The following is a 12,329-nucleotide window of genomic DNA, read 5'->3' on the forward strand; positions in this document are numbered from 1 at the left end:
TTAACGGGTGAGCCTCCCGGTACGCAGCGTGACCTTCGTCATCAAGCTGTGACCTGCGGAAAGAGCAGCGGCACGTCCCGGCTGACGCACAGTGGTGACACGTGGCCGGTGCGGGTGTCCTGACCCCGCCCTTGAAGTGAGCCGGCCTCGCGCCGGCCGGGGTCAGTTGCCGGCCGGGGCGGTGACGCCAGGGGCGGGCGCCTGCGCGTTGCCCGCGACGCCGTAGCGGCCCGCGCCGCCGTCGAGCTGTTCCTTCAGCGCCAGCACGGTGCTCACCCGCCCCGCCGAGGTATCGGCGTTGTCCACTGTGGACAGGATGGACGTCGCCGAGGTGTCCGCCCGGACCACGCCCAGCGCGCCGGCACCTTCCGCGGAACCGGCGTCACCCGCGAGGACCGCGCCCGCGCCGCTGCGGTCGAGCTGCGTGGCGAACCGGGCGATCGTCGCCGCGCGGTCACCCGCGCCGTCGCCGGTCGCCTGGGCGCCGGTGAGCACGATCGCCAGCTGCGCGGGCTTGACGTCCTGGCCCGTCTTGACGAACCCGCCGTCGGTGAGCCCGGCCAGCGCCGCCGCCAGCTCCTCGTTCGAGGACTGCGGTTTCGCCGTGGTCTTGTCCAGCAGCAGCACCGAACCGAACAATGCGCCGGCGAGCGTGCCGGAGTCGCCCGCGGTCGGGAACTTCGAGCCGGCCGGCTGCAGCCGCGTGACGACGTCACGGAGCTGGTCGGCCTTCTCGGGGTCGGCGAACGCCGACGTCAGCTGCACCTCGCCGGTGACGGCCGCCCCGGCCTGGCCGACCAGCTGCTTGAGTGCGTCCCGGTCGGCCGGGCGCGCGTCTGCGGTGGTCACCAGCACCACCGACCGCTTGTCCAGCACGCCGGCGACGACCTTCGGGCCCATCGAGCCGGCGAAGGCGTCGGCGTCGGTCAGCCGGGCGTTGAGCGCGTTGCGCTGCGCCTCCAGGTCGGCGACCTGGAGGCCGAGGTCCTTCTTCTCCCCCGCGAGCCCCGACAGCAGCGAGCCGTTGAGCGCGGTCGAGCCGAGCACGACGCCCACGGCCAACGCGAGGAAGCAGGCGGCGATGGAAACGACGTGGTAGCGCAGCGAAATCACGTGAAGAGCCCCTTGACCCAGGCGGTGAACGAAGTCCAGGTGTCCGTCAGCCAGTCCAGGTAGACCGAGCCCACGTCGGACACCAGCAGGGCCGCGGCGACCACCACGACCGCGGCCAGCACGAGCAGCACGACCGCGCCGATCGACACGCGGTTGCGGTGCAGCGTCGCCACCGCTTTCCCGTCGACGAGCTTCGTGCCGAGCTTCAGCCGCGTCAGGAACGTCGACGGGTTCGAGCCGGACCGGCCGTGGTCGAGGAATTCGCGCAGCGTGGCCTGGAAGCCGACGGTGACGACCAGGGTCGCGCCGTGCGCGTCGGCCAGCAGCAGCGCGAGGTCTTCGGCGTTGCCCGAGGCGGGGAACGTCACCGCGCCGATGCCGAGGTCCTGGATCCGCTCGACGCCGGGGGCGTGCCCGTCCGGCTGGGCGGGCACCACGACCTCGCCCCCGCCGCGCAGCGTCGCGGTCCCGATGCCGGTGGGGTCGCCGACGATGATGTCCGGCTGGTAGCCCTGCACGCGCAGGGTGTCGGCACCGGCGTCGACACCGATGAGCACCGGGCGGTGCTCGGCGACGTACTTCTTGAGCTTCTTGAGGTCATCGGCGTGCCCGTTGCCGCCCGCGACGACCAGTACGTGCCGGTCGCGCAGCGGCACCTTCAGCTCGGGCACGCCGACGCCGTCGAGGATCAGGGTGCGCTCGCGGCGCAGGAACTCGATGGTGTTCGCCGAAAACGCTTCCAGCTGCGTCGACATCCCGGCCTTGGCCTCGATCATCTGGTCGGCGACGCTCTCGGTGGTCTGCGCGATGCCGGAGGCGACCTGCCGCTCGCCGACGTACACGACGCCGTCGAGCAGCCGCAGCTTCGTGCCGTCCTTGATCGAGCGCAGCAGCTCGCCGCCGACCGAGTCGACGAGCGGGATCCCGGCCGCGACGAGGATCTCGGGGCCCATGTTGGGGAACCGGCCGGAAATCGACGGCGACGCGTTGACCACGCCCGCGACCTCGGCCTCGACCAGGGCGTCGGCCGTCGCGCGGTCGAGGTCCAGCTGGTCGAGCACGACGATGTCGCCGGGACTGATCCGGCGCAGCAGCTCCCGGGTGCGGCGGTCGACCCGGGCGACCCCGGTGATCCCCGGGAGGGGTTCTTGGTTCCGCGTGAGCAAACCGGTGAGCTTCATGTGGCCGATGGTGACAAATTTGCTCGTGGGACGACGTACGCCACGCCGTAGCAGACGTGACTCGTTGTGGTGAGGCGGGTCGCGGCTCAGGCGTCCGACTCCTCCGAAAGCGAGCCGAAATCGAGGTTCAGCCACGGGCTCGCCGGATCCTGAAGGAGCTGGTGGTGGACCCGCACGGCCGCGGGGTACCACTCGCCGAACTCGTCTTCGCCGGCGTGCAGCACCCGGCCCATGACGTAGCCCGCCGACAGGTCGGCCCATGACTGGTGGTAACGACGGGCCAGGGAGGCGGCTTCGAGCACCATCAGCTCCGCGGTCAGCGCGTCGCAGTACCCGGCCGCCAGTCCCCCGCGGGCGATGGCGACCGCGCGGCCGACGTCCCAGGACAGCGCCGTCGTGACGCACCCGTCCGCGTCGACCAGGCCGTCGGCGCGGAACCGCCGCTCGTACCGGGACACCCGCCGGACCGTGTCCCGCAGCTCGCCGGCCTGGTCACCGGCGTCGTTCTCCGCGCACCACCGGTCCACCAGCTGCGCCCAGGTCAGCGGATCGAAGTCGGCACCCGGCAGCCCGTACTCGGCGGCGAACCGCAAGCGCAGCATGAGCACCAGGTTGCCGGGCGTCAGCGCGTAGCCGTCGCCGATCAGGCCGGTCATGGTCGCGCGCCAGCCGGCCGGGTCGGGCACGCCCCACCAGTCCCGCAGGCCCCGCACCTCGGCGACGTAGTCGTGGTAGCGGCCGTCGAGGAGGTTCCACGGCGCCGCGTTGAGCACGGCCAGGTGCGCACCGCAGGCAAGCGCGTGCGCGATGGGTCCTTCCAAGTGCCCGTACGGCGCGGTGATCAGCCGCTCGACCTGCTCGTCCAGCGGCGTGACGTCGTCGAGGTGCGCGTCGAGCCACGGCTGCAGCGTCGCTCCCGGCAGCCGCCACTCGCCGCGGGTGCCGCGGTTGAACACGACGCGCTCGTGCCGCCCGACACCGTCGACCGCCCAGTCCAGCGCGCCGCTCATGGCCACGACGTCGGGACCGAGGTCCGGCAGCGCGCCGCGGGTGAAGACCTGCAGGAACTCGTCGCCGCCGGTCTCGAAGTAGACGTTGGGGAAGGTCTCCGCCCGCTCGTCGAGGATGCTCCGGGCGTCCACCCGCCGGATCGGGACGAACAGCTCCTCCCCGGCGAGCAGGCCGAGGTAGCGGTCGAGGTCGCCGTCCCGCCGCGCGGCGGCCAGCTGGGCTTCGACATCGGCGGGCGGCGGCAGGATCACGGGGCGGCTCCCTCCGCTCGGCCGGTCAGCACGACGAGCTTGCCCGCCGTCCGGTTGTGCTCCAAGTCGTCGTGCGCCTGCCGGATTTCCGTCATCGGGTACACCTTGGCCGGGCCGAGGCTCGCTTCGCCGCGGGCGATCCGGTCGAGGTGGCGCTGGAGGACGGAGACGGGCAGGTCGTCCGCCTCACCACCATAAGCGGTCAACCGCACCCCGGCGGGAAGGTAGCCGATCGGATAGAAGTTCGAGATCGTCCACTGGTTGGACAACATGCCGGCGAAGCAGACGGTGCCGTGCACGCGGGTGGCGTTCAGGGTGTCCGGCAGGGTCGGGGTGCCGACCAGTTCGAGGGCCGCGTCGACGCCGTCCGGGACGATCTTCCGCACCTGCGTCGCGATGTCGCCGTCGTCGAGCAGCGGGTGGTCGACGCCGTGCTCGGCCAGGGTGTCCAGGCGGTCCTGCTGCCGCGTGGTGGCGAAGACGGTGGCGCCGAGGTCGCGGGCCACCGTCGCCGTGGCGAAGCCGAGCGCGGACGTGCCGCCGCGGATCAGCAGCGTTTGGCCTTTTCGCAGGTCCAGGCCGGTGGTGAGGGAGCCGTACGCGGTCTGGAGGGTCTCGGGGACCTGGCCGAGGATTTCCCAGGGCAGGTCGGAGCGGAACGGGATGACCTGCCGGCGCGGGACCACGGTGTATTCGGCGTAACCGCCGTCGAAGGTGCGGCCCATGCCGCCCATCATGGTGGCGACCTGCTGCCCTTCGGCGAATTCCCCGCCGGGATCCTCGTCGACGACGCCGACGGCCTCGATGCCGGGCACGCGGGGGAACGTGACGCCTTCGGCCAGCCCGAGCCGGGTGTGCAACTCGGACCGGTTGAGGCCGAACGCCTTGACGGCGATCCGGACCCAGCCGGGCTTCGCCTCGGGCAGCGGGAGATCGGTGAGTTCGAGGTTCTCGACGGGACCGGGTTCTCGGAGTACCACCGCGCGCATCCTGAGTCCTTTCTTCGCAAGCGAACAGTCCGCACAACAACTGTTCGCGCGAGTACTATTCCCGGGGTGAGCCTGTCCCGAGACCACGACGCGGCCTGGCGGGGATTCCTGCGCTCGTCGGCACTGCTCCTTCGCGTGCTCGACGCGGAACTGCGGGCCGAGCACGGCATGTCCCACCGCACGTACGACGCACTGGTCCAGCTGTCGGAGGCCCCGGAGCGGCGGCTGCACATGAAGGACCTGGCGGCGGCGCTGGTCCACAGCGCGAGCGGCCTGACCCGGATCGTGGACGGCCTCGAGTCGTCGGGTTACGCGCGGCGGGAACCGGATCCGGAGAACCGCCGGTCCACGCTGGTGGTGCTGACCGACGAAGGCCTGGCGGCGCTGGAGCGGGCGTGGCCGACCCACGTGCGCGGGGTGCAGCGGCACTTCGCGGACCGGATGAGCGGCGAGCAGGCGCGCGTGCTGGCGGAGGTGTTCCGCGGCATCACCGCGAAGCTGGACTGACGCCGCTACTTCTTCTTGGCGGCTCGCTTGCGCTTCGGCACGAACTCGGCCTTGTCCTTCTCCGCCGTTGCCAGCAGCTCCTCCGCGTGCGCGCGGCCCGTCTCGTTGTCCATGCCGGCGAGCATCCGGGCCAGCTCGCTGACCCGCTCGGTCTGGCTCAGGTTCGTCACGCCGCTTCGCGTGACCCCGCCGGTGTGGCCCTTGTCCACCACCAGGTGCTGGTCGGCGAACGCCGCGACCTGCGGCAGGTGCGTCACCACCAGGACCTGGTGGGTCCGCGCCAGCCGGGCCAGCCGCCGGCCGATCTCGATCGCCGCGCGGCCGCCGACGCCCGCGTCGACCTCGTCGAACACCAGCGTCTGGACCGTGTCCGCGTGCGCCAGGACCACCTCGATCGCCAGCATCACCCGCGACAGCTCACCACCCGAGGCGGCCTTGTGCACCGGCAGCGGCGGCGCGCCGTCGTGCGCGCGCAGCAGCAGCTCGACGTCGTCGACGCCGTCGGCGCCCGCGTGCACCGCGCGGCCGTCGATGGTCAGCGCGTGCGTGTCGCCGTGCTCGGCGGGACGCTGCTCGACCGTCACCTCGATCGCGGCCTGGCCCATCGCCAGCCCGGACAGCTCGCGGGTGATCTCCGCGGCCAGCTCGGCCGCCGCCTTCTCCCTCGCGGCCGACACCTCGGCGGCGTGCGCCGCGAGCTGCAGCGCGAGCTGGTCGCGCCGCAGCGCCAGCTCGGCGAGCGCCTCTTCCGACGTGTCCATGGTTTCCAGGCGGCGCCGGGCGTCGTCGGCCCAGGCGAGCACGCCGTCGACGTCCGCGGCGTACTTGCGGGTCAGCCGCTTGAGTTCGGCTTGCCGGGCCAGCACCTTCTCCAGCAAGGCCGGGTCGGCGTCCAGCGTTTCGACGTAGTTGCCCAGCTCGGCTCCGACGTCGGCGAGCAGCACCGACGCCTCCTCCAGCCGCGGCGCCAGCTCGCGCAGCACGGCGTCCTCGGACGTCGAAAGCCGCCGCAGCGCCTCGGAGACCAGGCCGGCCGCACCCGGCGCGTCCGGGTCGCCGTCCGGGGAGCCGGACACGGCGACGTGCGCCTCGGTCGCGGTCGCGCGCAGCTCGTCGGCCGCCGCGAGCCGCTTGATCTGCGTGGTGAGCTCGACGTCTTCGCCCGGCTCGGGCGCGACGGCGTCGATCTCGGTCAGCCCGTGCTTGAGCAGGTCGGCCTGCTGGGCCATCTCCCGCGAGCGCGTCGACCGCTCGGTCAGCTCGGCGATCACCGCCAGCCATTCCGACCGGATCTCCTGGTAGGCGCGCAGGGGTTTCGCCACCGCGTCGCCGGCGAACCGGTCGATCACCGCGCGCTGCTCGGCCGGCCGCAGCAGCCGCAGCTGGTCGTTCTGCCCGTGCACCGCGATCAGCTGCTCGGACAGCTCCGCGAGCACGCCGACCGGCACGGACCGGCCGCCGAGGTGGGCGCGGGACCGCCCGTCGACAGCGATTGCGCGCAGCGCGATCACGCTGCCGTCCTCGTCCACGTCCGCGCCCGAATCGGCGACGATCCGCTCGGCGCCTTCGACGCCGGAGTAGGTGAACCGTCCTTCCACGAATGCTTTGAGCATCCCCGTCCGGACCTTGGACACCTCGGCGCGGCCACCGGACAGCAGGTGCAGCCCGGTGACGACCATGGTCTTCCCCGCACCCGTCTCACCGGTCACGACGGTGAAGCCCGCGTGCAGTTCCAGCAGGGCGTCCTCGATGACTCCGAGGCCCTGGATGCGCATCTCGGCCAGCACGCCGCCTACCGTAGCGGCCACCACCGACACTCTGCGCGCCCGCTACCCCGGCGAGTCGCCGATGTGTTCGAATTTCGCGTTCAGCGGCTTCATTCGACGGGCCGCGCGTGCCGTTCGCGCCAGCTCTTCACCGGCAGCGAGAACTTCTGCACCAGCCGGTCGGTGAACGGCCCGTCCCACAGCCGGACCAGCCGCACCGGCGTCTTGCCGCACGTCACGCGCACCCGCGCCCCCGGCGGCAGGTCGATGGGGCGGGTGCCGTCGCAGGTCAGGACCGCGGACGAGCCGTCCGGGTCGATCCCGACGGTGATCACCGAGTCGCGGGAGACGACCAGCGGGCGCGAGAACATCGCGTGCGCGTTGCTCGGCACCACCAGCAGCGCCTGGACGTCCGGCCAGATGATCGGGCCACCCGCCGAGAACGCGTACGCGGTCGACCCGGTCGGTGTGGCGCACAGCACACCGTCGCAGCCGAAGGCGGACACCGGACGGCCGTCGACCTCGATCAGCGCGTCCAGGACCCGCTCCCGGGTGCTCTTCTCCACGCTGGCTTCGTTGAGCGCCCAGGTGCGAGCGAGTTCGGTGCCGCCGTGGGTGACCGTGACGTCGATGGTCATCCGCTCTTCGACCTGGTAATCGCCGTCGACGACGCGCTGGACGGTGTCGGCCAGCGCGTCCGAGTCGGCTTCGGCGAGGAACCCGACGCGCCCGAGGTTCACGCCGAGCACCGGCACCCCAGCGGGGCGGGCGACCTCGGCCGCGCGCAGCAGCGTGCCGTCACCGCCGAGGACGAAGACCAGCTCGACGCCGTCGGCGGGGTTGTCCTTCGCGGCGACGACAGTGCACTTCGACCCGACACCGTGTTCGTCCGGGTCGATGAGCGCGCAGACGTCCTCCTCGATCACCCGGATCCGGATGCCGGCCTTGGCGAAGCGCGCCGAAACCTCGCGTGCGGCCTCGCTCGTCGCGTCGCGATCGGGGTGCACCATGAGGAGCACTTCACGTTCGGTGGTCATGCGGGCCCTTCCTCGACGGCGGTTCGGACGAGCCGCTCGGCCTCTGACCTGTCTACCGCGTCCACTGTGGACTCGGCCACGTGATCTTTCTTCAGCCACACGAAGTACTCGACGTTCCCGGACGGCCCGGGCAGCGGGCTCGCGGTCACGCCGCGCAGCGCGAGCCCGAGCTTCGCGGCCTCGTCGATGACGGTGAGCACCGATTCGGCGCGCAGCTGCGGGTCGCGGACCACGCCGCCGCTGCCGAGGCGATCCTTGCCCACCTCGAACTGCGGTTTCACCATCGGCACCAGGTCGGCGCCTTCGCGCGCGCAGGCGGCGAGCGCGGGCAGCACGAGCTTCAGCGAGATGAACGAGAGGTCCCCGACGACGAGGTCGACCGGCCCGCCGAGGTCCTCGGGAGTCAGGTTGCGAACATTGGTGCGATCCATGACCACTACCCGTTCGTCAGTGCGGATTCGCCAGTCGAGCAGGCCGCGGCCGACGTCGGCGGCGAGCACGGTCGCGGCGCCCTCGCGCAGGAGCACGTCGGTGAAGCCGCCGGTGGACGCGCCGGCGTCGAGGCAGCGCTTGCCTTCGACGGACAGGCCCAGCGGGGTGAAGGCCTCGAGCGCGCCGAGCAGCTTGTGCGCGCCGCGCGAGGCCCAGCCGGGGTCGTCCTCGTCCTTGACGACGATCGGCGCGCCGGATTCCACGCCGGTGGCGGGTTTGGTCGCGACCATGCCGCGCACGGTGACCTTGCCGCCGGTGATCAGGGCCGAGGCCTGCTCGCGCGACCGGGCGAGGCCGCGCCGAACCAGTTCCGCGTCGAGGCGGGCCCGCTTGGGCACGCCGATCAGACCTTGTCGATGCTGGACAGGGCGACCGTCAGCTCGGTGTGCACGGCGTCGAAGCGCTCGACGTGCTCCGCGAGCGGCAGCGCGTCCAGGTCGTCCAGCCCGGCGACGGCTTCGTCGATGCCGGCCCGCGGGTCGGTCTGCGGCGAGAACGAGCCCGGCGGCGGGCCCGGGACGGGGTACGGGTGGTCCTGCACGGTACGAACGGTATCAGTCAGGACGGACCGAACCGTGCTTCGGCGTCGCCGCCGAGTTCGGTGACGCCGGTCTCCCAGGCCGTGTGGCACAGCGCGCGGAGCAGATCCAGGTCGTCCCCGCCGCCGGTCGCGGTGAGGACGTGGTCCCGCACGCTCACGGACCAGCCCGGGCGCGGCCCGATCCTCAGGTCGTCGGGGTTGGCGGTGAGAGCGGTGAGGTCCGCCGCGAGGTAGGTGCCGCGCTCGGCGGGAACCGCCTCGATCAGCTGCTTCGGCGTCGCGACGCCCGAGAGGACGACCAGCGAGTCGATGCCCGCGGCGACCGCGCCGGCGATGTCGGTGTCGAGCCGGTCGCCGACGACCAGGGGCCGCCGAGCGTCCGCCGACCGCGCGGCGGTCTCGAACAGCAGTGGCTGCGGCTTGCCGGCGACCAGGGGTTCGACGTCGGTCGCGGTGCGCAGCGCGGCGACCATCGAGCCGTTGCCGGGCAGCAGCCCGCGCTCGCTGGGCAGCGTCGCGTCGACGTTGCAGGCCACCCACAGCGCGCCGGCGCGGATGGCCAGGCAGGCCTCGGCCAGCGCGGCCCAGGTGTTGTCGGGCGAGTGCCCCTGCACGACCGCCCGGACGCCGTCGCCGTTCTTCCGCACCGGCTTCAGCCCGGCGCGGGCCACTTCGGCGGCGAGCGACTCCGTCCCGACGACGAGGACTTCCGCGCCGGGCTCGAGCCGCTCTTCCAGCAGCACGGCCGCGGCCTGGGCGCTGGTGTGCACCTCGTCGGTCTCGGCGGGCATGCCGAGCCCGGTGAGGTGCGCGATGACCTCGTCCGGCGCCTTGGAGGCGTTGTTCGTGACGAACCGGACGGGCGTGCCGTGCTCCCGCGCGGCCCGGACCGTCTCCGGGGCACCCGGGATCACCCGGGTGCCGTGGTAGACGGTCCCGTCGAGGTCGAAGAGGACCGCGTCGTAGGCCGCGAGGAGGGCGTCACTCATCGGTCGCTTCGGTGTCCTTTTCGCCGGTGTTCTCGTTCGACAGGTCCGCGGCCCGCTCGGCGGCGTCGGTCTCGTCCTCCGCGTCGGCCTCGGCCGCGTTGAGGAACCAGCGGACGGCCTCCTCCTTGCGCCCGGCAGCCGCGAGGTTGTCGGCGTAGGCGTAGAAGAGCCGTGCACTCCACGGGTCGCGCTTCTCGGCCTTGAGGTCGTCGCTCTGCAGCGAGACGACGGCGGCGTCGAGCTGCCCGAGGTCCCGGCGCGCCCCGGCCGCGACGATCGCGAGCTCGATCTGGGTCGCCTTCGCGAGCTTCGCCGTGTCGACCTCCTTCGCGAGGTCGAGGGCCCGCTCGGGACGGCCGAGCGCGCGCTCGGCGTCGGCGATGACCGCGATGTGGTCGTCGGTGCGGGTCATCCGCCGGACGGCCCGCAGCTCGGAGAGGGCCTCCGACCAGTTGCCGACCTGGTAGGCGACCAGGCCGAGGGCTTCCCGGACGATCGGGACGCGGGACGCCTTGGCCTTGGCGTACTTGGCGTGCTCGAGAGCGGCCTCGGGGTCGCTGTCGATCAGGCCGCCGGCCGCGACGAGGTGCTTCCCGACGGTCTCGGCCAGTCCCTTCGGCAGGGTCCGCAGCTCACGGCGGGCGTCCTCGTCGAGGTCGGAGAACTCGATGTCTTCGGGGAGCTCCGGCGCTTCGAGGAGTTCCCTGGCGAGGGCCTCGTCGTTGAGCGGGATGCCGACCCGCGGCTGCGGGTCCCGGCGCGGCCGGTCGTCCCGGCGGTCCTTGCGGTCTCCCTGGTCGCGAGCCGCGGGGCGGCTGTCGTCCCGGCGCGGGCTGCTGTCGCGGTCGTAGCGCTTGGCCGAGTCGCGGGAACCGCCACCGGTCCGGTTGTCGCGGTTGTCGCGGTTTTCCCGGTTGTCACGGGTGTCGCTGCTGTCACGGCTGTCGCTGCGCTGGTAACCACCGCGCTCGCCCCGCGAGTCATCGCGGCGGTCGCTCCCGCCACGGCTGCGGTCATCCGAACGGAAACCACCCGTGCGAGGGCCACGGTCATCGTCACGGCGCTGGTAACCGCCACGGTCGCTTCCACCACGGCTGCGGTCATCCGAGCGGGAGCCACCCGTCCGGGTGCCGCGGTCATCGTCGCGGCGCTGGTAGCCACCACGGTCGCTTCCAGCACGGCTGCGGTCATCCGAACGGGAGCTACCCGTGCGAGTGCCGCGGTCGTCGTCGCGGCGCTGGTAGCCACCACGGTCGCCGCGGGAATCGTCGCGGCGGTCGCTCCCGCCACGGCTGCTGTTCTCGGAGCGGAAGCCGCCGGTGCGGGCACCGCGGTCGTCGTCGCGGCGCTGACCGCCACGGTCGCTTCCGCCACGGCTGCGGTCATCCGAACGGAAACCACCCGTCCGAGGGCCACGGTCATCGTCACGGCGCTGGTAACCGCCACGGTCGCTTCCACCACGGCTGCGATCATCCGAGCGGGAGCCACCCGTCCGGGTGCCACGGTCGTCATCGCGGCGCTGGTAACCGCCACGGTTGTCACGGCTGTCGCTGCGCGAATCATCGCGGCGCTGGTAACCACCGCGCTCACCACGCGAATCATCGCGACGGTCGCTCGCACCTCGGCTGCGGTCGTCCGAGCGGAAGCCGCCGGTGCGAGGACCGCGGTCGTCGTCGCGACGCTGGTAACCGCCACGGTCACCACGCGAATCGTCGCGGCGGCCGGAACCGCTGCGGTCCTCCCAGCGCGGCTTGCGGTCGCCGTACGACGACTTGCCCTGCGGCCGGCCGGCCCGGTCGTCTTGGCCACGGCTCGAGCTGTCGTTGCGGGTGCCGGAGCGGCTGTTGCCCCGGTCTTCGTAGCGGCCGCCGCCGGAGCGGCTCGGGCCGTCGGAGCGGCTCGGGCCGTCGGAGAACCGGCTGCCGCCCGGCCGGGCGCCGCTGTCGCGGCTGCCGGACCCGCCTCGGCGGTCGTCGCGCTCGCCGAAGCTACGGCCGCCGCTGCGGCTCTGACCTGCGTAACCTCCGCGCTGGTCGCCGCCGCGGGGAGCGTCGCCGCCGCGGAAGGGCTTGCTGCCGCCGCGGACCCCGCGGTCGTCATGGCGCGGCCGTCCCTGGTGACTGCTGTCGCGGCCGCCGCGGTCCTGCCGCGCGCCGCGCCGGTCTCCCCCGGGTGCGTCCGGCCGGCCCCGGGAGCTTTCGTCCCGGCGTGCCGACCGGCCGGACCCATCATCCGCTGAGTCTTGTCGACCGAACTCGGACACCTGGCCTCCTGCCGTGGAAAAAAATCATGTCTGGACATACGCGTACGGCCCGTTAGGGCAGCCAACTGGCTATCCTAACGGGCCGTACGGAAGGTAAGTTCGGCGGTGTCCTACTCTCCCACAACCCTTCGGTTGCAGTACCATCGGCGCTGTCAGGCTTAGCTTCCGGGTTCGGAATGGGACCGGGCG

12 protein-coding genes and 1 rRNA gene are annotated in these 12,329 nt (G+C 72.5%); 2 read left to right on the forward strand and 11 right to left on the reverse strand.

The annotated features are described in order from the left end of the window. Window positions 1-162: 162 nt before the first annotated feature. The 4 genes from AB0M80_RS39190 to AB0M80_RS39205 all read right to left on the reverse strand — a co-directional run bounded on the left by AB0M80_RS39190 (window position 163) and on the right by AB0M80_RS39205 (window position 4,545). Window positions 163-1,113, reverse strand: a complete 951-nt coding sequence (locus tag AB0M80_RS39190; protein WP_364575058.1) for a copper transporter — start codon at window positions 1,111-1,113, stop codon at window positions 163-165. Beyond that, entirely contained in the window at window positions 1,110-2,294 is a 1,185-nt protein-coding gene (gene steA / locus AB0M80_RS39195; protein WP_364575060.1) for a putative cytokinetic ring protein SteA, read from the reverse strand. Before steA ends, AB0M80_RS39190 begins: the two co-directional genes overlap by 4 nt. A gap of 86 nt (window positions 2,295-2,380) precedes the next feature. Next, on the reverse strand, window positions 2,381-3,556 hold the full coding sequence (locus AB0M80_RS39200) for a DUF1266 domain-containing protein (protein ID WP_364575062.1): 1,176 nt from the start codon (window positions 3,554-3,556) through the stop codon (window positions 2,381-2,383). Next, window positions 3,553-4,545 carry a zinc-binding alcohol dehydrogenase family protein gene (locus AB0M80_RS39205; protein ID WP_364575064.1) on the reverse strand — a complete coding sequence of 331 codons (993 nt, stop codon included), beginning with the start codon at window positions 4,543-4,545 and terminating at the stop codon, window positions 3,553-3,555. The genes AB0M80_RS39200 and AB0M80_RS39205 overlap by 4 nt, the downstream gene beginning before the upstream one ends. Window positions 4,546-4,611: 66 nt before the next feature. Here AB0M80_RS39205 and AB0M80_RS39210 point away from each other — a divergent pair, with 66 nt between their 5' ends. Beyond that, window positions 4,612-5,052, forward strand: a complete 441-nt coding sequence (locus AB0M80_RS39210; RefSeq protein WP_364575066.1) for a MarR family transcriptional regulator — start codon at window positions 4,612-4,614, stop codon at window positions 5,050-5,052. A 5-nt stretch (window positions 5,053-5,057) separates the two neighbouring features. Here the strand turns inward: AB0M80_RS39210 and recN are convergent, their stop codons facing one another. The 6 genes from recN to AB0M80_RS39240 form a co-directional block, all read right to left on the reverse strand. Continuing rightward, window positions 5,058-6,839: a DNA repair protein RecN gene (recN, locus tag AB0M80_RS39215; protein ID WP_364575090.1), complete on the reverse strand. Its 1,782-nt coding sequence runs from the start codon at window positions 6,837-6,839 to the stop codon at window positions 5,058-5,060. Window positions 6,840-6,928: 89 nt separating this feature from the next. After that, window positions 6,929-7,855 carry an NAD kinase gene (locus AB0M80_RS39220; protein ID WP_364575068.1) on the reverse strand — a complete coding sequence of 309 codons (927 nt, stop codon included), beginning with the start codon at window positions 7,853-7,855 and terminating at the stop codon, window positions 6,929-6,931. Then, complete coding sequence (locus AB0M80_RS39225; protein WP_364575070.1) at window positions 7,852-8,685, reverse strand: TlyA family RNA methyltransferase; 834 nt, start codon at window positions 8,683-8,685, stop codon at window positions 7,852-7,854. The genes AB0M80_RS39220 and AB0M80_RS39225 overlap by 4 nt, the downstream gene beginning before the upstream one ends. A 5-nt stretch (window positions 8,686-8,690) precedes the next feature. Beyond that, the gene (locus AB0M80_RS39230) at window positions 8,691-8,888 is read right to left on the reverse strand and encodes a hypothetical protein (RefSeq protein ID WP_247021542.1); all 198 of its coding nucleotides are present in this window, start codon (window positions 8,886-8,888) and stop codon (window positions 8,691-8,693) included. 17 nt (window positions 8,889-8,905) lie between these two features. Next, complete coding sequence (locus AB0M80_RS39235; RefSeq protein WP_364575072.1) at window positions 8,906-9,877, reverse strand: HAD-IIA family hydrolase; 972 nt, start codon at window positions 9,875-9,877, stop codon at window positions 8,906-8,908. Continuing rightward, on the reverse strand, window positions 9,870-10,289 hold the full coding sequence (locus AB0M80_RS39240; RefSeq protein WP_364575074.1) for a hypothetical protein: 420 nt from the start codon (window positions 10,287-10,289) through the stop codon (window positions 9,870-9,872). Before AB0M80_RS39240 ends, AB0M80_RS39235 begins: the two co-directional genes overlap by 8 nt. A 120-nt stretch (window positions 10,290-10,409) precedes the next feature. Here AB0M80_RS39240 and AB0M80_RS39245 point away from each other — a divergent pair, with 120 nt between their 5' ends. Then, window positions 10,410-12,116, forward strand: a complete 1,707-nt coding sequence (locus AB0M80_RS39245) for a hypothetical protein (RefSeq protein WP_364575076.1) — start codon at window positions 10,410-10,412, stop codon at window positions 12,114-12,116. Window positions 12,117-12,237: 121 nt separating this feature from the next. On the opposite strand, the gene rrf is transcribed toward AB0M80_RS39245, so the two are convergent. Beyond that, window positions 12,238-12,329: ribosomal RNA gene (gene rrf, locus AB0M80_RS39250) — 5S ribosomal RNA — on the reverse strand; the annotation flags it as partial.

It is taken from the genome of Amycolatopsis sp. NPDC051045 (assembly GCF_040682955.1).
Classification (GTDB): Bacteria; Actinomycetota; Actinomycetes; order Mycobacteriales; family Pseudonocardiaceae; genus Amycolatopsis.